The sequence below is a fragment of the Desulfuromonas carbonis genome, from assembly GCF_054658035.1.
The window spans coordinates 2024157-2046161 of record NZ_BAAHXR010000003.1; the positions used below are offsets into that span (position 1 = coordinate 2024157).

The 22005-nt window shown below is 61.8% G+C and carries 22 protein-coding genes and 1 pseudogene; 7 read left to right on the plus strand and 16 right to left on the minus strand.

Annotated elements, in window-relative coordinates; translation table 11 throughout:
- Positions 1-105 precede the first annotated feature (105 nt).
- Positions 106-1692 carry a peptide chain release factor 3 gene (locus ACYQ8E_RS16075; protein WP_066724983.1) on the plus strand — a complete coding sequence of 529 codons (1587 nt, stop codon included), beginning with the start codon at positions 106-108 and terminating at the stop codon, positions 1690-1692.
- A gap of 92 nt (positions 1693-1784) precedes the next feature.
- Here ACYQ8E_RS16075 and ACYQ8E_RS16080 read toward each other — a convergent pair whose 3' ends face one another.
- On the minus strand, positions 1785-3932 hold the full coding sequence (locus tag ACYQ8E_RS16080) for an ATP-binding protein (protein WP_066724986.1): 2148 nt from the start codon (positions 3930-3932) through the stop codon (positions 1785-1787).
- Positions 3933-4102: 170 nt separating this feature from the next.
- Here ACYQ8E_RS16080 and asnS point away from each other — a divergent pair, with 170 nt between their 5' ends.
- The gene (gene asnS / locus ACYQ8E_RS16085) at positions 4103-5506 is read left to right on the plus strand and encodes an asparagine--tRNA ligase (RefSeq protein ID WP_066724990.1); all 1404 of its coding nucleotides are present in this window, start codon (positions 4103-4105) and stop codon (positions 5504-5506) included.
- A 113-nt stretch (positions 5507-5619) separates the two neighbouring features.
- Here the strand turns inward: asnS and ACYQ8E_RS16090 are convergent, their stop codons facing one another.
- The 6 genes from ACYQ8E_RS16090 to ACYQ8E_RS16115 all read right to left on the minus strand — a co-directional run bounded on the left by ACYQ8E_RS16090 (position 5620) and on the right by ACYQ8E_RS16115 (position 10302).
- The gene (locus tag ACYQ8E_RS16090) at positions 5620-6072 is read right to left on the minus strand and encodes a YaiI/YqxD family protein (RefSeq protein ID WP_066724993.1); all 453 of its coding nucleotides are present in this window, start codon (positions 6070-6072) and stop codon (positions 5620-5622) included.
- 73 nt (positions 6073-6145) lie between these two features.
- Complete coding sequence (locus tag ACYQ8E_RS16095; RefSeq protein WP_066724996.1) at positions 6146-6538, minus strand: RNA recognition motif domain-containing protein; 393 nt, start codon at positions 6536-6538, stop codon at positions 6146-6148.
- A 99-nt stretch (positions 6539-6637) separates the two neighbouring features.
- Positions 6638-7249, minus strand: coding sequence for a hypothetical protein (locus ACYQ8E_RS16100; RefSeq protein WP_066724998.1), 612 nt, complete (start codon positions 7247-7249; stop codon positions 6638-6640).
- 127 nt (positions 7250-7376) lie between these two features.
- Positions 7377-9320, minus strand: a complete 1944-nt coding sequence (locus tag ACYQ8E_RS16105) for a sodium/solute symporter (protein ID WP_066725002.1) — start codon at positions 9318-9320, stop codon at positions 7377-7379.
- Between the two features lie 13 nt (positions 9321-9333).
- On the minus strand, positions 9334-9600 hold the full coding sequence (locus tag ACYQ8E_RS16110) for a DUF485 domain-containing protein (protein WP_066725005.1): 267 nt from the start codon (positions 9598-9600) through the stop codon (positions 9334-9336).
- A 432-nt stretch (positions 9601-10032) separates the two neighbouring features.
- Positions 10033-10302: a hypothetical protein gene (locus ACYQ8E_RS16115; RefSeq protein WP_066725009.1), complete on the minus strand. Its 270-nt coding sequence runs from the start codon at positions 10300-10302 to the stop codon at positions 10033-10035.
- A gap of 97 nt (positions 10303-10399) precedes the next feature.
- Between ACYQ8E_RS16115 and ACYQ8E_RS16120 the strand changes: the two genes are divergently transcribed.
- Positions 10400-10570: a DUF4177 domain-containing protein gene (locus ACYQ8E_RS16120; RefSeq protein WP_082820182.1), complete on the plus strand. Its 171-nt coding sequence runs from the start codon at positions 10400-10402 to the stop codon at positions 10568-10570.
- 6 nt (positions 10571-10576) lie between these two features.
- Here the strand turns inward: ACYQ8E_RS16120 and ACYQ8E_RS16125 are convergent, their stop codons facing one another.
- The 3 genes from ACYQ8E_RS16125 to ACYQ8E_RS16135 form a co-directional block, all read right to left on the minus strand.
- A complete protein-coding gene (locus ACYQ8E_RS16125) occupies positions 10577-10756 on the minus strand; it encodes a hypothetical protein (protein ID WP_066725013.1) in 180 nt (59 codons plus the stop codon).
- 132 nt (positions 10757-10888) lie between these two features.
- Positions 10889-11854: a tryptophan--tRNA ligase gene (gene trpS, locus ACYQ8E_RS16130; RefSeq protein ID WP_066725016.1), complete on the minus strand. Its 966-nt coding sequence runs from the start codon at positions 11852-11854 to the stop codon at positions 10889-10891.
- Between the two features lie 232 nt (positions 11855-12086).
- On the minus strand, positions 12087-12860 hold the full coding sequence (locus tag ACYQ8E_RS16135) for a hypothetical protein (RefSeq protein ID WP_066725019.1): 774 nt from the start codon (positions 12858-12860) through the stop codon (positions 12087-12089).
- A gap of 149 nt (positions 12861-13009) precedes the next feature.
- On the opposite strand from ACYQ8E_RS16135, the gene ACYQ8E_RS16140 reads away from it, so the two are divergent.
- Positions 13010-14251 carry a GGDEF domain-containing protein gene (locus ACYQ8E_RS16140; protein ID WP_459861428.1) on the plus strand — a complete coding sequence of 414 codons (1242 nt, stop codon included), beginning with the start codon at positions 13010-13012 and terminating at the stop codon, positions 14249-14251.
- Positions 14252-14260: 9 nt separating this feature from the next.
- On the opposite strand, the gene ACYQ8E_RS16145 is transcribed toward ACYQ8E_RS16140, so the two are convergent.
- On the minus strand, positions 14261-14686 hold the full coding sequence (locus tag ACYQ8E_RS16145) for an EamA family transporter (protein ID WP_066725025.1): 426 nt from the start codon (positions 14684-14686) through the stop codon (positions 14261-14263).
- A gap of 56 nt (positions 14687-14742) precedes the next feature.
- Positions 14743-15045 (minus strand): (2Fe-2S) ferredoxin domain-containing protein, encoded by a 303-nt coding sequence (locus ACYQ8E_RS16150; protein ID WP_066725028.1) that lies wholly within the window; start codon positions 15043-15045, stop codon positions 14743-14745.
- A 201-nt stretch (positions 15046-15246) separates the two neighbouring features.
- On the opposite strand from ACYQ8E_RS16150, the gene ACYQ8E_RS16155 reads away from it, so the two are divergent.
- Both ACYQ8E_RS16155 and ACYQ8E_RS16160 read left to right on the plus strand, forming a co-directional pair.
- The gene (locus tag ACYQ8E_RS16155) at positions 15247-15498 is read left to right on the plus strand and encodes a type II toxin-antitoxin system Phd/YefM family antitoxin (protein WP_082820183.1); all 252 of its coding nucleotides are present in this window, start codon (positions 15247-15249) and stop codon (positions 15496-15498) included.
- Entirely contained in the window at positions 15495-15758 is a 264-nt protein-coding gene (locus ACYQ8E_RS16160) for a Txe/YoeB family addiction module toxin (RefSeq protein WP_459861432.1), read from the plus strand. The genes ACYQ8E_RS16155 and ACYQ8E_RS16160 overlap by 4 nt, the downstream gene beginning before the upstream one ends.
- A 145-nt stretch (positions 15759-15903) precedes the next feature.
- Here the strand turns inward: ACYQ8E_RS16160 and ACYQ8E_RS16165 are convergent.
- The 3 genes and pseudogenes from ACYQ8E_RS16165 to ACYQ8E_RS16175 all read right to left on the minus strand — a co-directional run bounded on the left by ACYQ8E_RS16165 (position 15904) and on the right by ACYQ8E_RS16175 (position 18166).
- Positions 15904-16860, minus strand: a pseudogene (locus tag ACYQ8E_RS16165) (IS1595 family transposase).
- 473 nt (positions 16861-17333) lie between these two features.
- Entirely contained in the window at positions 17334-17639 is a 306-nt protein-coding gene (locus tag ACYQ8E_RS16170; RefSeq protein ID WP_157471772.1) for a hypothetical protein, read from the minus strand.
- 287 nt (positions 17640-17926) lie between these two features.
- Positions 17927-18166 (minus strand): hypothetical protein, encoded by a 240-nt coding sequence (locus ACYQ8E_RS16175; protein WP_066725031.1) that lies wholly within the window; start codon positions 18164-18166, stop codon positions 17927-17929.
- A gap of 154 nt (positions 18167-18320) precedes the next feature.
- On the opposite strand from ACYQ8E_RS16175, the gene ACYQ8E_RS16180 reads away from it, so the two are divergent.
- Positions 18321-19535: an IS256 family transposase gene (locus ACYQ8E_RS16180; RefSeq protein ID WP_066725531.1), complete on the plus strand. Its 1215-nt coding sequence runs from the start codon at positions 18321-18323 to the stop codon at positions 19533-19535.
- On the opposite strand, the gene lon is transcribed toward ACYQ8E_RS16180, so the two are convergent.
- The gene (gene lon / locus ACYQ8E_RS16185; protein WP_082820185.1) at positions 19437-22001 is read right to left on the minus strand and encodes an endopeptidase La; all 2565 of its coding nucleotides are present in this window, start codon (positions 21999-22001) and stop codon (positions 19437-19439) included. The two genes, ACYQ8E_RS16180 and lon, sit on opposite strands and share 99 nt — an antisense overlap.
- Positions 22002-22005 lie beyond the last annotated feature (4 nt).

Sequence of the window (22005 nt, forward strand, 5' to 3'; positions counted from 1 at the left end):
CCCGGCGGATGCGGTATGATCCGCGCAGTCTTCACGGGCCGTTATCCGGCCCGCTTTTTATTCCGGTAACCACCCCGACAACGCAAGAGAGAGACCAGGTTCCCCGTGAGCAAGCAACTGCAGCAGGAAGTCGCCCGCCGCCGCACCTTCGGCATCATCAGCCATCCCGACGCCGGCAAGACCACCCTCACCGAAAAGCTCCTCCTCTTTGGCGGGGCGATCCAGATGGCCGGCGCGGTCAAGGCCCGCAAGGCAACCCGCCACGCCACCAGCGACTGGATGAGCATCGAACAGGAGCGCGGCATCTCCGTCACCACCTCGGTGATGAAGTTCGGCCATCGCGACTGCGAAATCAATCTTCTCGACACCCCCGGTCACCAGGACTTCTCCGAAGATACCTACCGGGTGCTGACCGCCGTCGACTCGGCGCTGATGGTGATCGACTCGGCCAAGGGGGTCGAGACCCAGACCGAGAAGCTGATGGAGGTCTGCCGGATGCGCAACACCCCGGTGATCACCTTTATCAACAAGCTCGATCGGGAGGGACGCGAACCGCTGGATCTGCTTTCGGACATCGAGGAGAAGCTGCAGATCGAGTGCACCCCGATGTCCTGGCCGATCGGCATGGGCAAGCGCTTCCGTGGCGTCTACAACCTCTACCGCAAGGAACTGCGCCTCTTCACCCCCGGTGGTGAGACCCGCCGGCACGACGCCATCGTCATCAAGGACCTGGCCGACCCGCAACTCGACCAGCTGGTCGGCAGCCAGGCCGATGAACTGCGCGGCGATATCGAGCTCCTCGAGGGGGCGGCCAGTCCCTTTGATCTGCAGGAATATCTCAAGGGGAACCAGACCCCGGTCTTCTTCGGCAGCGGTATCAACAACTTCGGCATCGAGGAACTGCTCGACGCCCTGGTCGACCTGGCGCCGCCACCCGGCCCGCGGCCGACGCTGAGCCGCCCGGTTTCTCCGCTGGAGGAATCCTTCTCCGGTTTCGTCTTCAAGATTCAGGCGAACATGGACCCGGCGCACCGCGACCGCATTGCTTTCCTGCGCATCTGCTCCGGGAAATTTAGCCGCGGCATGAAGGTGCGCCATCACCGCATCGGCAAGGATGTCACCCTCGCCAACGCCACCATCTTCATGGCCCAGGACCGGGCCAACGTCGAGGAAGCCTGGCCCGGGGACATCATCGGCCTGCACAACCACGGAACCATCAAGATCGGTGACACCTTCTCCGACAAGGAGCCCCTCAAGTTTACCGGTATCCCCAACTTCGCCCCCGAGCATTTCCGGCGGGTGCGGCTGAAGAACCCCCTCAAGACCAAGCAGCTGGAGAAAGGGCTGGTGCAGCTCTCCGAAGAGGGGGCGGTCCAGGTCTTCCGGCCGCTGATGGGGAACGACTATATCCTCGGTGCGGTCGGCGTGCTGCAGTTCGATGTCACCATGGCCCGGCTCAAGAACGAGTACAGCGTCGACGCGATCTATGAAGGGATCGATTTCGCCACCGCCCGCTGGATCGAGTGTGAGGACAGGAAGCTGCTCGCCGAATTCGAGAAGAAGAACCAGGGGAATCTCGCCCACGACGCCGAAGGAAACCTGACCTACCTCGCCCCGAGCGAGTGGCGGCTCGGTTTCGTTGCCGAGCAGTGGCCCAAGGTCACCTTTCTCAAGACCCGCGAGCACAGCTGACGCTAATGCCCTGCACCGGGCCTGAAAAAAACGCCCCGGGGGTCCAGCACTGGACCCCCGGGGCGTTTTTTCGTGCAGCGAATGTCGGTCCATCAAGGGGGCGGGGGAGGCGGCGACTGAGACGGCTGCTCCCTGACAGTCGGCAGGGTGAAGTAGAAGGTGCTCCCCTCGCCCGGAATACTCTCCGCCCAGACCCGTCCCTGATGGGCGAGAACCAATTCGCGCACCAGGGCCAGCCCGAGGCCGATGCCGCCGGGGATGCGCCGGTCGCTGTCGTCGACCCGGTAAAAGCGGAAGAAGATCTGCTCCAGGTCCTCCTGAGGAATGCCTATCCCTTCGTCGCGCACCCAAACCGTCACAGCCTCTAGCCCTGCGGTCGCGCCCAATGTGATCCTCCCCCCTTTGGGCGAGAAGCGGATGGCATTGACGAGCAGGTTTTTCAGGATCTGGCCGATCCGGTAAGCATCCCCGAAGACCATCGGCAGGTCATCCGGGCAGACCACCTCTATCGGATGCTTGTCGGCGGTAAAGGGGAACTGGCGGCTCGCTTCCGCCAGCAGGGGTGCGATGGCAAGCGGTTCCATCCGGCAGCTTTCCAGCCTGGCCTTGAGGCGTTGCAGGTCGAGAAAGTTGCTGACCAGATCGTTGAGGCGCTGGGCCTCGTGGTAAGCAGTCTGCAGGCAGTCGCGTTGCTGTTCCGGGGGGGGAGCGTATTCCAGAATGAACTCCAGAAAGCCGAGTATGGCAGTGAGTGGAGTGCGCATTTCATGACTTACCGAGGAGATCATCTCGTCCTTGAGCCGTTCCATCTGTTTCTGCCGGGTGATGTCCCGGGCAATATGTACCGCCCCCTGTAGTTCCCCCTGCGGGTCCAGCACCGGGAAGACGGAAACCAGAAAGTCCTGGTTACTCTCTTGCTGGTGCAAGGTACAATATTCCGGATGTTTGCTGTCCATCAGGCGCTCGAACGGGCAGCCCCCCTCGTAGCGTTGCAATCCGGGGAAGACCCTGCAACCAAAAACCGTCGACACTCCAGCCTCGGCAGCCTTTTTACGAATCGCGGCGGCGGCACGATTAATCTTGGTCACCTCGCCGCAGGTATCGACAATTGCTACCGCATCGGTAATCGATTCGAAGGTCTGGGCCCACTCCTGCTCGCTGCGCCGGAGCCTGCTCAAGGCCAGAGAATGTCCTTCGATCTCTTGCTGCAGGTCCGCGTTGAGTTCCGCCATGGACTCGGAATAGGCGAGCAGACGATTGGTAAGCGGGTGCAGGAGGAAGAAAATACCCGTCCCGCCACAAAGGGAGAGCAGCAGAGCGGCCAGTCCCACCGCGGCGAGCTCGCGGTTTCCCTCGGCGAAGAGCTCCCTCTGATCCATGGTGACCAGCAGACCCCAGTCGGTGGCCGGAATCGGCGCGTAGGCCAGCAGGCTCCTGCCCCTCTCCCCGACCCGCAGCAGGCGACCCGATTCCCCGCGTGCGGCCTGCTGCAGAGCTCGCGCCTGGCCGGGAGTGGCTGCGGGCTGGTTGATCTGTCGCTGATCGCCGAAACGTCCCGGAAAGAGAATGGTCGCCTCCTCCCCGCGAACCTCGCCGATCATGCAACTCCCGGTTTGGCCGAGGGCGTCCGGAGCCTGTACGATCTGCTGCAGGGCGGTCGTGGCGAAGAGGACCAAATCGGTTCCCAACCGCCTCTCTCCGCTGGCAATGATCGGTGCGGCGACCACCAGCACCGGCGCGTCGTCAAGGAGAACCGGCCCGCTGATGACCGGGGCAGGGCTGCCGTCGGCAGGAAGTTCCCATCCGCTGGCCGGAAACTCCTGACCGACCCGAACCACCACCTGGCCGTCGACGTCCAGGCGGATGATACCGAGGGTCTCCACCGAACTGTGCAAGGCATCCGCCAGCTTCGGTCGGGTGAAGGCCACCAGTTCGGCGCGGGAAACCTCCCCGGCGTAGAAGGCCGCCAGCCGGTTGCGGATGGCGCTGCGGCTGGTAATCTGGCGGGCGATATCGGACAGACGGCTGACATATTCACCAATCGCTACCGCGCGGATCCGCCCGGTGGCCTGCAGGTTGGCTTCTGCCGACTCCCGGAGATGGGCGCGGAGAGGAAATATGCTGAGGGCAGCGACCAGGATCAGAGCGATCAGGGTGTAGCCAATGGTATAGCTGACGATCTTCCGCTGCAGGCGCCTGGGAATTCGTGGGTCGGAGGTGGAGACCGGCTCCCTGACCATAGGCGACTCTCTCCAGAAGGATAAATTGGGGCAAGGGTAAATTAACGATAACAAATAAAAGACACGTCACAAGGGATGGCGTTGCGCTCCGCGGGGCGATCGTCAATAATGTTTTTCCATGCCGGCGGCTGTCGCTCGGCCACTTCACGCGGGAAAGGAGCAGGTTGCGGATGGGAAGAGAAGATCAGGCTGGCGCATGGTTGCGGGTGCGCGAGGTCCTCGCGACCGCGGCGCCGCAGGGCGGAATCGGGGTCAGGGGGTGGGCGCGCACCCTGCGGCGCGGCAAGGAGCTGGCTTTCGTCGAGCTCAATGATGGCAGCTGCTTTGCATCGCTGCAGGTGGTGCTGGCTCCCGAGCTGGACAATTACGAGACCGTCTCCCGCGCCAGCACCGGAGCCTGCCTCGCGGTCACCGGCGATCTCGTCCCCTCCCCGGCGGCGGGCCAGGCCTGGGAGCTGCACGCGCGATCGGTGACGCTGCTTGGTGATGCCGCTTCGGACTACCCGCTGCAGAAAAAGCGGCACAGCCTCGAGTTTCTGCGCGGCATCGCTCACCTGCGGCCGCGCACCAACACCTTCGGCGCCGTCTTTAGGGTGCGCAGCGCCCTCGCCTTCGCCGTCCATCGCTTCTTTCAGGAGCGCGGCTTTCTCTACGTGCAGACACCGATAATCACCGCCAGCGACTGCGAGGGGGCCGGTGAACTCTTCCGCGTCACCACCCTCGACCCGGTGCGACCGCCGCTGGTCGACGGCGCAGTCAACTGGCGCGAGGATTTCTTCGGCGAAAAGACCGGCCTGACCGTCTCCGGCCAGCTCGAGGGGGAGCTCTTTGCCACCGCCTTCTCCGATGTCTATACCTTTGGCCCGACCTTCCGCGCCGAGAACAGCAATACCAGCCGCCACGCCGCCGAGTTCTGGATGATTGAGCCGGAGATGGCCTTTGCCGACCTCGCCGCCGACTGCCTTCTCGCCGAGGACTTCCTGCGCTACCTGGTGCGTTATGCTCTTGACCACTGCGGCGAAGACCTCGCCTTCTTCGACCAGCGCATCGAACCGGGGCTGATCGCCCGTCTCGAAACCCTCGCCGCCGCCGAGTTCCGCACCATGAGCTACAGTGACGCGGTGCGGGTGCTCGAACAGAGTGGCCGCAGTTTCCAGTTCCCGGTCGCCTGGGGGAGCGACCTGCAATCGGAGCACGAGCGTTTCCTCACCGAGGAGTATGTCGGCGGGCCGCTCTTCGTCACCGACTACCCCGAAGCGATCAAGGCCTTCTACATGCGTCGCAACGACGACGGCCGGACGGTGGCGGCGATGGACCTGCTGGTGCCGCGGGTCGGCGAGATCATCGGTGGCAGCCAGCGCGAGGAGCGCCTCGAGGTGCTCGATGCGAAGATGCGCGCGGTCGGCATCGAGCCGCAGAGTCTCGACTGGTACCGCGACATCCGCCGTTGGGGGAGCTGCCCCCACGCCGGTTTCGGCCTCGGCTTCGAGCGGCTGCTGATGTACGTCACCGGCATGGAGAACATCCGTGATGTCATCCCCTTCCCGCGCACCCCGGGAAGCGCCAGGTTTTGATCCGGCTGCAAGGCTCACCCCGCAGGACCGCCAATGGCGGTCGCTGTCAAAAAGGAAGCGGCGGAACCGGATGGTTCCGCCGCCTGCTTTTTGGGGCGTGGCGAAGGGGCCTCTCAGCGGCCGGTGGCGGCGCGCAGGAAGCGGTCGAGCTGGTTGGCAAACGCCTGCCGGTCAGCGGGGCCGAGGGCGGCGGGGCCGCCGGTCTCGACGCCGACGCCGCGCAGCTCGTCGAGCATGTTGCGCACCGCGAGGCGCTCCTGGATGTTGTCGCTGGTGTAGAGTTCACCGCGCGGGTTGAGGGCGTGCCCGCCGCGACGGATCACCGCGGCGGCCAGCGGGATGTCGGCGGTGACCACCAGGTCGCCCGGTTGAACCCGGTCGGCAATCTCCTGGTCGGCGACATCGATCCCGGCGGCAACCTGGAGGGAACTGATCAGGGGGGATGGCGGGGTGCGCAGCGGCTGGTTGGCGACCAGGATCAGGGAGACCCCGACGCGCTGGGCGGCGCGGTAGAGGATTTCCTTGACACTGCGGGGGCAGGCATCGGCATCGACCCAGATCTGCATCTTTGGAACTCCTGGCGGGGGCAGGGTAATTGGGCCGTAGTCGGCGCAACGCCTGCATTGCGCGGGTCCGGTGTCAGCGGCGCCGGCTGCCGCCGCCGCGCGGGGCCGGTTTCGATTTGCCGGCGGGCCGGCCGGGCGCCGGTTTGGGCCGTTTCTCGGTTGTTGCTTCAGAACTCCTGGCGGCGCCGGGTCGTTTGCCCCCCTTGGGTCCCCCGGGCGTCTGCGGCCGGGCGATCTCCACTGCGAGGATGGTTCCGGTGAGGCGCGCGCCGTCGAGGCAGTTGATCGCCTCTTTTGCTTCGGCCTCGCTTGCCATCTTGACATAGGCGCAGTTGCGCGATTCGCCGCTGACCGGATCGGTCACCAGAAAGACGTAGGAGACCTTGCCGGCGACGGCAAAGAGTTTGCGCAACTCCTCTTCGGTCATTTCGTGCGGGAGGTGCTTGACGTACAGGTCCTTGCTCATGGGTATTCCCCCTTCGTGCTGCCGGTTACCGTAAACCTGCTGCCAAGATAGCGCGTTCCACCCGGCAATCCAAGCAGGAATACGCTGGCCGGCGCCGGTTCAGGAAGCGGTCGGCTGCTGCTTCCCCATCAGGGCGAACTTGACCAAACCGGCCAGGGCCAGGGCGATGAAGAGAAAACCGCGCCAGGTGCCGGGCTCCTTCCCTTCGCTGATGAAGATCACGTTCTCCGGAACGTTCATGCCCAATTGCCGGGCCAGGGACATCAGCTTGTCGCGGTTGCCGTCGGCAACGAGACCGCTGACGACCATGCCGGTGATGTCGCGGCGGCCGTTGAACTCCTGGCGATGCTTGGCGCGAAACTCTTCCTGGGCGGCGGGGGTGTCGAGCTTGAAATAATAGGTCTGCAACAGGTTGAGGATGCGTGGATCGCGGGTCTCAACCAGGACCTGAAAGGTCGGGTCGGTGGGGCTGCTCTTGAGCGGGACGAGGAAGGCCTCGAGTTCGAGACTGCCGGAGGTGGAAATCGCCTCGGCCAGGTCCTCGTAACCCCCGGTCACCTGCAGCCAGTCCCGGGGCGGACCGCTGCGGGTCAACTGCTCCAGGGGGATGACCTGCGGTTCGGGGTTCCGCAGCATCAGCGAGAGGTCGTTCCAGCCGAGCCAGAGGAGCAGCATGCAGATGGCGAGCAGGGTAAAACGGAAACGCTTCATGGTTCTCCTGAAAGGGCTGACACCCGACCTGCCTGCAGCGGCCGGGTGCTGCGGTAAGACAGAAAAATGGGGCCGCCAGGCGGCGACCCCAAAGTATGACAGATTCAGCAGGCAATCGGCAAGCAGATCAGGCGCCGGCGACTTCGCTGACACTGTCGACGACTGCGTCCTTCTGGGTCAGCAGCGAGACGATGACCAGGGCGAGGAAGGAGAGCGGAATCGAGATTGCCGCCGGGCTGTTGATCTGGATCGGCGCATCGGCCGGGAGCAGGCCATAGCGTACCCACATGTCGGGGGAGATCAGGATCAGGCCGAGGGCCGAAGTCAGGCCGACGAAGATCGAGGCGGCCACCCCCTTGGCGGTGGTCTTCTTCCAGAACAGCAGCATCAGGATCGCCGGCAGGTTGGCGGAAGCCGCCACGGCGAAGGCCCAGCCGACGAGGAAGGAGACGTTCATCCCCTCGAAGACGATTCCGAGGTAGATGGCGATAAGACCGACGACGACGGCGGCGATCTTGCCTGCCTTGACCTTGCCGGCGTCGGTCATGTGCAGGCCGAGGAAGTTGTCCATCAGGTCATGGGCGACGGCGCCGCTCGCCGCGACGATCAGGCCCGAGACGGTGCCGAGTACGGTGGCGAAGGCGAGCGACGAAATCACCGCGAAGAGAATCACGCCGAAGGAGAGGGCCAAAAGGGGCGCACTCATGTTGTTGTCGGTGAGGTTGATGACGCCGTTGGTCATGGCGCCGACGCCGAGGAAGAGGGTCAACACGTAGAAGAAGCCGATGGCGGCGATAGCGACGATGGTCGACTTGCGCGCCGCCGCCTGGCTCGGCACGGTGTAGTAGCGGATCAGGATGTGGGGGAGCGCCGCGGTACCGCAGAAGAGGGCGAGCATCAGCGAGATGAAGTTGAACTTCTCGGTTCCGGAGGCGTTGTCGACCTTGAACTTCAGGCCCGGGCGCAGGATGCGGGCGCCGGCGGTCGGCTTCTGGTAGAAGATCTCGTACTTGGTGCCGCCGTCGATGACGTACTTCTTGCCCCAGAGGACGATGGTCGAGTTCTTGACCGCCGAGAGGAAGGCAAAGGGCCCGACCGCCCCGGTCTGCGCCACCGACTCGCCGTCGATCTTGAGCTCCTTGATATGGCCGACCGGGAAGAACTTCCCTTCGCCCTTCTCGGCACCGTTGTAGAGCTTGGTGCCGTCGGCTTTGGTCTCGACGAAGAGGGTTTCATCGAGGGTGTAGCTGCCGTCACTGTTGCTGGCGAAATGCCAGATCGACTCGGCGCCGTTGTTGCTCATCCGCACCAGGTTGGCCTTGCCGAAATCGTTCTGCTGCCAGCCGGCGGCAGAGCTGTAGGCGCCGGCCTGGAGCAGGCCGTCGGCGTTTACCTGGGCGTTCAGGGTCTGGAAATGATGGACTTCACGGTCGCCCCAGCCCTTGGGATCGGTGGAGAGACCGCGGGTCAGCAGGGCGACGACCACCACGGTGGAGACGATGAGGAGCAGGGCCCCCTTGAAGAACTGGACGTAGGTGGTGGAGGCCATGCCGGCAGTGGCGACGATGATCGTTACGACGACGCCGACGATGCAGACGCCGACCCAGTGCGGCATGCCGAGGAGCGGCTTGACCAGCACGCCGGCGCCGACCATCTGCGGGATCAGGTAGAAGACCGAGACGCAGAGGGTGGAGATCGCCGCCATCAGCTGGATCCCCTTGGAGTTGAACTTGGAGTCGAGGGCGTCGGTGAAGGTGTACTTGCCAAGGCGCTTCATCGGCTCGGCGACCAGAAACAGGGCGACCATCCAGCCAGCGAGGTAGCCGATGGCGTACATCCAGCCATCGAAGCCGGCGGTGGCGATCATGCCGCAGATGCCGAGGAAGGAGGCGGCCGAGAGGTAGTCTCCGGCGAAGGCGATGCCGTTGGTGAACCAGTGGATGTTGCCGCCGGCGGCGTAGTAGCCGGCCGAGGAGGTTGTGCGGCGTGCCAGGTAGAAGGAGAGGCCGAGGACGAAGGCGACGAAACAGAAAAAGAGGCCGATGGCCAGCGGAGAAGTATGGTAGATCATGGTCGTCGCCCCCTTACTTGTTCAGACGCGCTTCTGCAGCATTGCAGAGCGAGTTGTAGATGACAGCCAGCACCAGGGCGAGGCCAAGCAGGCCGAAACCGTAGACGACCGCGAGGGTCTGGCCAAAGACGATCTCTTCCATCAGGTGGGGACGGGTGGCGTTGATGACGACGAAGCCGGCATAGACGAGGGTGTAGGCGATGAACATCCAGATGCCGAGCCTGGTTTTGTAGCTGGAGGCATTATCCTTGCCCAGCTTGACGGCGGGTCCGTGTCCCATGGTGATACTCCTTTTCTCTCTCTGGTAATGGGGCCAACAATAAAATGCTGCCGCGGATCGTGAGGGAACGATCGGGATGTGCAGCAGCCGGTAATTTTTCGCTTAAGACGTTGTGGTAAAAAATGCCTTATCTTGTGATAAAAATTTCGCAACATAATACGTCGTTATAAAAACCTGTCAACAGAAAACTTCCGTGAAAACCTCGCACAGACAGGATGAAAATTTACCATTTATTTGATATTGCAGAGCATTCCGGAATGAGAAAAAATCTCCTATCTGATGCCGTAAACGCCATCTTGCGTGATCGGGGAAAACATTCCCGATCTGTTATGGAAAATTCTCAAACGGCTTTTTGTGGAACGGTCAAGGATGCAACAGGACTGGAATTTTTACTTCCGGCTGGGGGTGGGGACGGGCATTCGGGGGGGGAGGTCAGATCGGAATCCGTTTTTTCTTGCAGAAGGCGCGGATTACCATCTCGGTCTGGTTGAGGCGGGAGAGCTTCATGTTCCGCGCCTTGATGGCGAGGGCGTCCTCGCTGGCGATCTTTTCACCGCGCAGCTCGCGGGCGACGATGCCGAGGTTGACGATGATGGTCTTGAGGTCAGCGCCGGTGAACTGCTTCAGGGTCGGCGGCGAAAGGTTGAAATAACCTTCGGCGATGTCCTGGGCCAATTTCTTGGGATTGCCGGCGATGGCCATGATATCCTCCTGATGCAAAAAACAAATGACAGCGGTGGGCCGTCAGGTTCCCATTTCAAGGCGGGCGCTTGGCCCGGTGCAGAACAAGGAGTTGCCGATGCTCAGATACAAGGTCGTGGAAACCACCACAGTGACCGACGAGGCGCTGGAAACGATCCTCAACGAAGCGGTCGGCGCCGGTTGGACCCTGGACGACATCCGCTTTGTCACCAAGGAAGGAAGCCGGCGCCCAAGCATGGCCTTCGTCTTTTTCAATCGTAACGATTAGCCTGTTTCAGTCCTCCCAGTCCTCGATGTCGCGGTAGATGACGGTCTTCTTCGGGTCGGAGGAGGGGGTGGCGCCGCAATGTTCACAGGCCACCTCGTCCGGCTCGTCGTCGAGAACCGGGGGCGCCGGCGCAAGTTCCACCGGCATTCCGGAGCAAGTGCAGTACCACTTGCGGTAGATGGCCATGACCGACCTCCTTTGTCTGGGGTTTGCGGGGGAGTCCGCAGGAAGCTGCCGGTCGCTCCAGTATGACAGCGTGGCGCTGACGACGCAAGGCGCAACAGGCGCGCGGCGCCGATTGTCGGCGGCTTCTCCGCTTCAGTAGACGAGGCCCGCCTTCTTGCGCACCTTGCGCAGCGTCTTGCTGGCCACAAATCGGGCCTTCTCGGCCCCTTTGGCGAGGGTGGCGCGGATGCCGTCGGGATCGGCGAGCAGCTCCCGGCGCCGTTCGGCGTAGGGAGCGAAGAAGTCGCGCACCGTCTCGAACAGCTCCTGCTTCACTTCGCCGTAGCCGAGCCCGCCGGCCAGGTAGCGCTGACGCAACGCGTTTTCCGCCGCCTTGTCGAGAAAGAGCCGGTAGATCTGGAAGACGTTGCACTTATCCGGGTCCTTCGGGTCTTCCACCGGGGTCGGGTCGGTGACGATGCGCATCACCTGCTTGCGCAGCGCCTTCTCCTCAAGGAAGAGGTCGATGGCGTTGCCGTAGCTCTTGCTCATCTTCTGGCCGTCGATGCCAGGGATTGTCGCCACCTCGTCGTCGATCTCCGCTTCCGGCACCACGAAGAGCTCGCCGTAGTGATTGTTGACCTTGATGGCGATGTCGCGGGCGACCTCGAGGTGCTGCTTCTGGTCCTTGCCGACCGGCACCTTGTCGCTCTGGAACAGCAGGATGTCAGCGGTCATCAGCACCGGGTAGGCGAAGAGGGCGTGGTTGGCGGCGATCCCTTTGGCGATCTTGTCCTTGTAGCTGTGGCAGCGCTCGAGCAGACCCATCGGCGTGAAGGTCGAGAGGAACCAGGTCAGCTCCTGGACCTCGGGGAGGTCGGACTGGACCCAGAAGGTGCTCTTTTCCGGGTCCATCCCCAGCGCCAGGAAGTTGGCCGCCGCCTCGAGGGTCCCCTGGGCGAGCGCCTTGCCGTCGCTGACCGAGGTCATGGCGTGGTAGTTGGCGATAAAGCAGAAGAGCTCCTCCTGCTCCTGGTAGTCGATCATCTTCTTCATCATGCCGAAGTAGTTCCCCAGGTGCAGGGAGCCGGAGGGCTGAATGCCGGAGAGGACGCGCATTTTCGTTCACCTCGGAAAAAGGAATGCTGGTTAACAGAAAAGCCGCGGGCATCAGGGCCGCGGCTTTTGATTCGATGCGAGCGCCGCCGACCGGGAGGTCCGCAGCGTGACGACGAGTCAGGGGCGCGCAGACCACAAAGGAAAGGTCCGCCACCACCACTGGCCCAGGCTCAGGTTGTCGCTGTCATATCGGTTCATAGCGCCGATAAGCTAGCAGTTCGCAGCCCCTTCGTCAACGGGGAAATGCCCCGGCGGCCCGGGCCAGCAGGGTGATGGCCAGGTCCAGATGCTGCTCAGGCGGGAGGGTGGAACCGAGCAGCTGGGCCTGACCGGGGCGCGTCTGCAGCCGATCGTCGTAAACCGCCTGCGGCGCACGCCGGCGCAGTTCGGCGCAGATCCAGTTGTAGTTGGCCTCGCGGCTGAGCTGACGCTGTTCGCCGAGGGTGCTGTAATCGGTCTGGTCCTGGCGGACGAGGAGTGGCTGCCGGCCGCTGGCATAGACGAGGAGGAAGGGCTGGCGCTCCTGGGTGGTCGATTCGCTGGTGCTCTTTACGGTCTTGCGCATCATCAGTCCCCCCGTGGCGACCGCCAGGCCGGGGCTGAACTTCTTTTCCTTGGTGGTGCTCGTCGTGGTGGTGGTGATGATGCCGGTGCCGCGCAGCAGCAGCCGGATCTCGCTCCAGGGGAGAAGGAGTCGTCCCCCCTGGCGATCGACCGCCGCCAGCCCGGCATCCGTCAGGGTGAGCTGATGGGCGATAAAGCGGGCGGCCTCCCGCTCGGCAGCGGCCGAATCGAGTTCGAGCACGGCAAAGCCCTCTTCACGCAGACGGCTGGCGCAGGTTGCCGCGGCGCCAGCCTCGGCAAAGCAGCCGACCACCGCCGGTCCGCCGCCGGGGGCGATGACCCGGGCGCGGGCCTCGTAAGGAAGAATGTTGAGGGCGGTGCCGAGCTTGGCAGCCAGCTCCTCCGGGCTCCCCTGCAGCTTGTAGATAGCGACGACGCGCATGTTTCCTCCCGGGTTAGGGCTGAGGATTTGGACCACACCAGCATGCCTTCCCGGACGCCGAAATGCAACCCTCCCACAGCCTTCCCCCCAATGCGCTGACGTGCTATCGTGGCAGCCGCCAATCGCCCCTCGACCGGACAGCGTGACCGATGCCGACCAGCGCCCGAAAAACTGGCTACCATCTCCTGATCCCCGGCGGGCTGATCACCGCGCTGGTTGTTTCCATTGCCCGTTTTCTGCCGCTGCCACCCGGTCTGCAGGCCTTTCTCCCCTTCTACCCGCTGCTCGTCCTCGGCGCCGGGCTCTTCTTCGGCTGGCGCTTCAACCGCAGCCGGCTCCTCTTTGCGCTACTGCTGCTGGTGATCGCCGAACGCACCTTGGCGCTGGCGCCCGCTCCCGAGTTTCTTGCCGCCCTGCGCCTCCTGCTTCCCCTCAACCTGGCGCTGGTCGCCGGCTTCAGCGAGCGCGGCCTCTTTACGCTCCCCGGTCTGCTGCGCCTGCTTCTGATCGGGCTGCAGCCCGTAGCCGTCGCCGCGCTCCACCTCCAGCGTCCCGGGCTGCTGCAGGAGATTTATCGTCGCCCGCTTCTCCCCGGGCCGCTCCCATTCGTCCTGCCGCCCCCTCTGACCGAGCCGCTCCTCCTCGTCCTGCTGATCAGCGCGGCCCTGTTGCTGTTCTGGCTGTTGCGCCGCCCCGGTCCCCTCGAAGGGGGTTTCGTCTGGGCGACAGGGCTCTCTTGCTACCCGCTCCTGGGCGCCTCGCCCGGCGCCGGCGCCAGCGTCGCCTTCGCCAGCGCTGGGCTGATCCTGGTGGCGGCGGTGATCGAGCTCTCCTACAGCATGGCCTTTCGCGACGAGCTGACCGGGCTGCCGGCGCGCCGTTCCCTCAACGAGGCGTTGCTGCGGGTCGGGCGGCGCTACACCCTGGCGATGGTCGATGTCGATCACTTCAAGAAGGTCAACGACCGCTACGGTCACGATGTCGGCGACCAGGTGCTGAAGATGGTGGCGGCGCGGCTGGCGCGGGTCAAAGGCGGGGGGCGGGCGTTTCGCTACGGCGGCGAGGAGTTCACCGTCCTCTTCCCCGGCAAGGATGCGGCGACGGCGCTCCCCCATCTCGAGGCCCTGCACCAGGCCATCGCCGCCGCCGGTTTCACCCTGCGCGACGCCGCCCGCCCGGCCAAACGGCCGCAGCAGCCGCCGGCCAGGACCGGCAGCCAGCGTCTTTCGGTCACCGCCAGCATCGGCGTCGCTGAGCGGCAGCCTGGCCAGCACCCCGAGCAGGTGATCAAGGCCGCCGACCAGGCCCTCTACAAGGCGAAGCAGACCGGGCGCAACCGGATTTGTGGGGCGGGGGAGAAGGCGGGGAAAGGGATTCGGACGCGGGGGTGAGAAAGCGGGTCAGCGCCGCAGCAGGAAAAGCCCGAGGATCGAAAAGAGGATGCCGAGGGTGCGCTGCAGGGTGACCGCCTCGTGAAAAAAGAGGATGCCGGCCACCGCCATGATCGCGGCGCCGCCGGCGAGGATCGCCGGCACCGCGGAGATCGGGCCGCCGCGCTGGAACAGCAGGAAGAAGGCGACGGTGCCGGCGCCGACGCAGATGCCGGTGAGGGCCGAGTAGCTGAAGCCGGAGAGGGTGAGCTTCTGCTCCCAGCGGCCGTTGAGCCAGAGGACGCCGAGATAGAGCAGGATCGTCAGGGTCGCGACTGCCTCGACGACGAAGCCGCCGACCCCTTCGCCGATGTGGTCGGCGGCGAGGCGGGTGAAGATCTGATGGGCGCCGTAGAGGACGGCGGCGGCGATGGCATACCAGAACCAGGGTGCCATGAATCGGTTCCTATTGGGCAGAGAGATGGAGCGATTTCTGTTGCCGGGTACTCATTTCAATCCGCCGCCAGGAAGCGTCCCATGGCAGCGACGATTTCCTCCACATCCTCAGGGGAGACTTCGGAGAACCAGATCTTCTGCGGGTAAATCATCACGTTGGGCCCCTGGGCGCACAGCCCCATGCAGCCCGAGTTGGAGATTCTGACCTTTCCCTGCCAGCCCTTCTCGTCAGCGACCTCCTTCAGCCTGGCCCGGACCAACTGGCTCTGGTTGTCGGCGCACGATTTTCTCTCACCCTTGCGGTCGTTGGTGCAGACGAAGATGTGGGCTGTGTAGGGGGATTGGCTCTGGGCAGGCATAAAGAGGCTCCGATTCTTTGTTGTTCTCAAGGTCACAAGGCGAATCAGTGAAGCAAAGAGAAGACCGCGCGCTGCCGCTGGTTGATCGTCTGCTTGTGCAAAGTGCAGACCTGAAGCCTGTAAGGTCCATAACCCGGTCTTGTTCTGAGCCCTTGCTTGTGGTACAGTGTCACGTACATATTCTGAAGGGAGCTGAAAATCATGGATGCAATTACATATACCAGTGCACGAAGTAACTTAGCAAAAACAATGGAAAAAGTGTGCGAGGATCATGACCCGGTCATTATCACGCGCCGCAATGAAAGCTCAGTTGTCATGATGTCTCTTGAAGACTTTCAAGCTCTTGAAGAGACTGCTTACTTACTGAGAAGCCCCAAAAATGTTCGACGCCTTCTCGAGTCAATTGCTCAACTTGAAACAGGTGGTGGCACCGAGCGGGAGCTTACCCTTTGAAGCTGATATTTTCCGAAAATTCCTGGGAAGATTACCAATATTGGGTACAAACTGATCAAAAAATCCTCAAGCGGGTGAATGCTTTGATTCAGGATATTCAGCGTTCGCCTCTTTCTGGTATCGGGAAGCCTGAACCTTTGAAGCATGGCTTATCGGGTTATTGGTCTCGTCGAATCAATGATGAGCACAGAATCGTTTATAAAATTGTAAATGAACTACCCCGCAGCAAGCTACGGGGTATCAACAGCCTACACCCTTAGTAAAAATCGCGCAGCAAGCTGCGGGGAATTGAACCCAACTTTTGATTCAATATTTATCGCCCAAGTTCGATACCATTACTGATAATGATTCTTGCGCAACGAGCAGGTAGAAATCGCTCATGCAAATGTCCAATTGTCAACCTGATTAGGTCCAATTCTCAGCTCGGCGAAGCCAGGCCTCGGGCCGCTTGCCGATTGAGACACAGGCGAACAGCAGTCTTGGCAGCATGCTGCGCAGATCGAACCGCCGGTTGAACCGGTACTGAAACTCGGCCAGTTAGCGATGCGCATATTTGTCGAAGTCAAACGCATGATACGTTCCGGCCATGGCCGTCTTAAGATTGCCCAGGATGGTGTTGATCCAGTGGAAGCAGCCCATGTCGGTACTTCTGCGTTGATCACCAACCACCTCTCGCTGATGGTAGCACCCAGTCTTGGTGACGGCGCGGAAGCAATTCAGGCCATCAGAAACGACCAGCGCCGTCGGTGCCAAGTGATTCTTGGCCCATTGATCAACGTCATGGCTGCTGAAGGTCGTCACCCGGCTAAAAACAGCTCGCAGCGGATGGCCCTCGTGACTGGTCTCCACTGCCGCAATGAAGGGAACTTTGTTCTCCGAACCGCGACCAACCTTACCGCCGGAGCGTTCCCCGCCCAAGTAGGCGTCGTCGATCTCGACCCGCTGGGCCAGAACCGTTGTCTCTTCGCGCTCGAACATCGCCTGCATGAGCTTGTGCTTGAGCCGCCAAGCCGCTTTGTAGCTCAAACCCAGCATTCGTCTCAACTCCAGCATCGACAGGCCGGACTTGCCTTGTGTCATGAAGTAGAGGGCCAGAAACCACTGGGTCAGCGGCAGATTGCTCCCATGGAAAATCGTTCCGGAGATCAGCGAGATCTGTTTGCGGCAGCGACAGCACTGGAAGATGTTCGACCGTCCTCGCCGAAACTGGACCGCGCGGCTTGCACCGCATGCTGGACAGACAAATCCTTGGGGCCAGCGCGAGTGCTCAAGGATCGCCTCGCATTGGGCCTCCGTACCATAGTCTTTGAGAAAATCAGCCAAGCTCAGCCCCGGTTGGAACTGGATACGATTGATGGCCATGGATGCCAACCTCCTTGTTATTCATGAGTTCCATGGCCAAACTCTATGCTCCCTGTGCGACAGAATGTGTCATAGCTGAGAATCAGACCTAATCAGGATTGTCAAAGTTGACACTGAAAGGGTTCCCCGTGGCTTTCTTGGTATGCGCGAATTTTATCACCTAATTGCATGTTTGCAGGCCTGGCACGAATGCCCCGTTCAACTATTACCATGTTTGCAGGCCTGACACGATTGCATCCCGTGACACGATTGCCTCCCGATCTGCCCCCTCCATGTCTGCAAATTTTATCTCCATAACGGTAGTGTTAGGTATTTATAAGGATCTTGTGTCTCCGAATGATGATTCAACTATGCCGTCAAGTGCATCATTTTCGAGCCAATACTCGTCGGTATTTTTCTTTGCGATTTCATGTAACCAATTAATCTCAGGTGGGTCGAATTCCCCGAAGCTTGCTTCGATGAAAGCGATCAATCTAAACTTTTGATACCCCGTAGCTTGCTGCGGGGAGATTCATTTTTCCGTCAATTCCTTTATATTGTGGATTATTGAAAAAATATTTTTCCGATTTCCATATTTCTGGAGCAAGGCGATCACCCAAAAAATTTATATAAGACTCAAATGTTAAATAAGCAAGAAGCATTGCCGAAAGTTCAAAATAGTAAGAACTTTCAAAATTTATAATTGCTTTATTGGCAGCATCAAATTGTTGAAAACAACATTTCCACAATAACTTGTGTGTGTAAAGTTCACCATTTATTGTTGTTTCAACTTTTGTCATTTGAACACCCAACAGTGATTAGGCAGTTGCTGTTATATCGGATATAACAGCAACTGTCATATCGGTTTTAAATCGCCAAGATTTCAATAAGTTGTAAATTCCCCTACAGCGGCATAAACAAAAACCGCCCGTCCGGCACTGAGCCGGTACGGGCGGTTGATTTATGGTCGGTTGTCGGAGCGGTGCGGCATCTCCCTCCTCCTTGCCATTCCAGTAAACACAAGCAGCATTCAACCGCTTCGTGTCGGGAATGTCAAGGATTTAGGCCGGATGGCCGGCCAGGAAGGTCAGGGGACGCTGTTGCTGCCCGGCTGAGTGGTGCCGAACATCGATGCGAACTGGATCAACTGCTGGAGGTCGAGGCCGCTCTCCTTGATGATGGCGAGAAAGACCGGGAAGAGCTGCATCAAAAAGGCGGGGTCGGCCATGGCGTCCTTGGCCAGCGGCTGCAGGGTGTCGAGGATGAAGGCCTGCTTCTCTTCGCGGGAGAGGGCCAGGGTCGCTTGTTTCAGTTCGGCTACTGTCATGGAAAACTCCGGGTTCAGGGGATCGATAGCGGTGATGGTTAAGGGCCGGGGGTTCTATTGGCGCGACTTTTTCCGTTCGCCCGAGCCTGTAAATTGAACTGTGTATCTGCTCCATGAGAGAGTGGGGCAATTCCCCCACCGAGGAGCAGAAACGATGGCGATTAAATCAGACAAATTGGACGAGCTTTTGGTCGACTGCAAAACCCCCGAGGACGTCGACAAACTCTATTCGCGGTTGCTACAGCGCATGATCAACCGCAGCCTGGACGCCGAAATGACCGCGCATCTGGGTTACGGAGCCGGCGAAGCCGGGCCGGCGAAACGCGCCAACACCCGCAACGGCAAGAGCAGTAAAACCGTCAAGGGCACCTTCGGCGAACTGGAGATCGAAACGCCCCGCGACCGGGCGGGGTCTTTCGAGCCGCAACTGGTTCGCAAACGCCAGATTCGCCTGGCCGGGATGGAAGGAAAGATCCTGACCCTCTATGCCAAAGGGATGACGACCCGCGACATCGAGGACGCCCTGAAGGATCTCTACGGCGTGGAGATTTCCCATGCCGTCATCTCCCAGGTGACCGAATCGGTTCTGGACGAGGTCCGGGCCTGGCAGAATCGCCCACTGGAAGCCGTCTACCCGATCCTGTGGCTCGATGGCCTGACGGTCAAGATTCATCACGGCAAGCAGGTGGTCAACAAGTCGGCCCATGTGGTTCTCGGCGTCAACCTGCGCGGCGAGAAGGAAGTTCTCGGCCTGTGGATCGCCGAGACCGAAGGGGCCAAGTTCTGGCTCTCGGTCCTCACCGAACTGCGCCATCGCGGCGTGCAGGATGTTTACATCGCCTGCATGGACGGGCTGAAAGGGCTGCCGGAAGCGGTCAACGCCATTTTCCCCAAGACCCTGACCCAACTCTGCATCGTCCATCTGGTGCGGGCGAGCCTGCGTTACGTCACGGTCAAGGACAGCAAGGCCGTGGTCGCGGCCCTCAAGCGTATCTACCAGTCGGCGACCGCCGAAGAAGCGGCGGCGGAGTTGGAACAACTGGACGCCGATTGGGGCAAGTCCTATCGTTCGGTAATCCGCTTGTGGCGGAGCAACTGGGACAACATCATCCCGTTTTTCCAGTTTCCGCCGGAAATTCGCAAGGTCATTTACACGACCAACGCGATCGAATCGCTAAACATGAGCCTGCGCAAGCTGACCCGCAACCGGAGGATATTCCCCAACGACGAATCGGCGATCAAGGCGCTCTATCTGGCAATCCGGCAGGCGTCACGCAACTGGAAGATGATCCACAACTGGAAGCCAGCGCTGCAGACATTCCAAGTGATGTTCGGCGAAGACCGGGTGCCGTTGAATCTGGTCTATTGAAAGAGCGGATACACAGTTCGTTTGACAGACCCGTTCGCCCCGGTGCTGGTCGCCGAAGGCGACCTTGTGGACCTCCGCATAGTCGTGGGCGAAGTGAACGTCGAGGCCCTCCTTGAGGTAGTCGGGAAGCTCGTCGAAATCCTTCTCGTTCTCGGCCGGAAAGATCAGCGTCTTCAGGCCGGCGCGGCGGGCGGCGATGGTCTTCTCCTTGACGCCGCCGATCGGCAGGACGCGGCCGGTGAGGGTCAGCTCGCCGGTCATGCCGAGCTTGGGGCGGATCGGCACGCCGCTGATCATCGAGAGGAGCGCGGTGGTCATGGTAACCCCGGCCGAGGGGCCGTCCTTGGGGGTGGCGCCGGCGGGGACGTGGAGGTGGACGAAGTGATTGTCGAAATAGTCGTCCTTTTCCCCGTACTCGGTGAGGTGGGCCATGACGTAGGAGTAGGCGATCTCCGACGATTCGACCATCACCTTGCCGAGCTGGCCGGTCTGTTTGAACCCCTTGGCCTTGCTCGGCATGGCAGTCGCTTCGATCTGCAGCGTCGCGCCGCCCATGCTGGTCCAGGCCAGTCCGGTGGCGACGCCGGCGACCCCCTCGAAGAGTTCCTCGGGGGAGAAGAGGGGCTGGCCGAGGTAGTCGACCAGATCCTTCTTTGCCACCGTGAGCTTCTCCGTGCGGCCGCTGGCGAAGGCCATCGCCGCTTTGCGCATGATCTTGCGGATGCGGTTTTCCAGGTTGCGCACCCCGGCCTCGCGGGCGTAGCCGTCGATAATGGCGGCGAGCGCCGGCTTGGCAATCGTCACCTGCCCTTTCTTCAGACCGTGGGCAGCGAGGGCCTTGGGGATCAGGTAGCGGCGGGCGATTTCGAGCTTCTCCTCGAGGATGTAGCCGGAGAGGCGGATCACTTCCATGCGGTCGAGCAGCGCCGCCGGGATGGTGTCGAGCTGGTTGGCGGTGCAGACGAAGAGAACGTTCGACAGGTCGAAGGGGACGTCGAGGTAGTGGTCGCGGAAAGTGGCGTTCTGCTCCGGGTCGAGGACCTCAAGCAGCGCCGAGGCCGGGTCGCCCTGGAAGGAGGCGCCGATCTTGTCGATCTCGTCGAGCATCAGCACCGGGTTGGCGCTGGCGGCGGTCTTCATCGCCTGCACGAACTTGCCGGGCATGGCGCCAATGTAGGTGCGGCGGTGCCCCTTGATCTCGGCCTCGTCGCGCATGCCACCTAAAGAGAAACGGTAGAAGGTGCGCCCCAACGCATCGGCGATGGAGTGGCCGATGGAGGTCTTGCCGACCCCAGGGGGGCCGACCAGGCAGAGGATCGAGCCGGAGATATCCCCCTTCATTTTGCCGACGGCGATGAACTCGAGGATGCGGTCCTTGACATCCTGGAGGCCGAAGTGGTCGCGGTCGAGGACCTTGCGCGCCTTCTCCAGGTTATAGGAGTCCTTGCTGAATTTTCCCCAGGGGAGGATCGTCAGCCAGTCGAGGTAGTTGCGGGTGACGGTGTACTCGGGGGAGTTGGGCTCCAAAAGGCGCAGCTTCTCCAGCTCCTCCTCGACCGTCTTCTGCGCCTCGGGGTTCAGCTTGAGCTTCTTCAGCCGCGCCTGGAACTTCTCGACCTCGGCGGTCTTCCCCTCCTTCTCCAGCCCCAGTTCCTTCTTGATCGCCTTGAACTGCTCCTTGAGGAAGAACTCGCGCTGCTGCTTGGAGATCTTCTCCTCGATCTGCTTGCTGATCCGGGTCTGCAGGCGTGAGACCTCGAGCTCTTTTTTCAGCAGCACCAGCACCTTGTCGATGCGGCGGCGCACCTCGATGGTGGCGAGGATCTGCTGCAGTTCCTGACCGTCGGCGCTGGTCAGGTTGGCGGCGAAGTCGGCGAGCCGGCCCGGGTCGTCCATGCTCGAGCGGCCGAGGAACATCTTGATCTCCTCGGAGTAGAGCGGGTTGATCTGTACCAGCTCCTTGAGGGTGCCGATGATCGCCATCGAATAGGCCTTGAGCTCGGCGTTGACCGAGAGTTCGGCGCTGTAGCGGTAGCTCACCCGGGCGCTGAGACCGCCGTTGTGGGCATAGATCTCGTCGCAGGTGAAGCGTTCGAGGCAGTTGACCAGGAAGTGGATGCTCTCCTCCTCCTGGTGGATCACCTTGAGGATCTTGCCGACCACGCCGACCCGGTGCAGGTTGGCGGGGCTGTCCTCGCCTTCGAGGTGCTTGACCAGGATCAGGCCGAGCGCCTGGCTCGGGGTGGCCAGGGCCCGGGTGACGGCGGCCGTCTGCAGCGGGCCGTTGGCGACCATCGGGATCATCAGCGAGGGGAAGGCCGGCCGCGGCCGCAGCGGCAGGATCGGCAGTTCGCCGGGGAGGATGTCCGAGGCGAGGATCAGTCCATCCGCGACTGGTGGTTCCTCCGCAGCCTGGTCGTTCCCATTGATTTCGGCGTCGATAATCTTCTCGTTGTCGTCGTTCATCGGA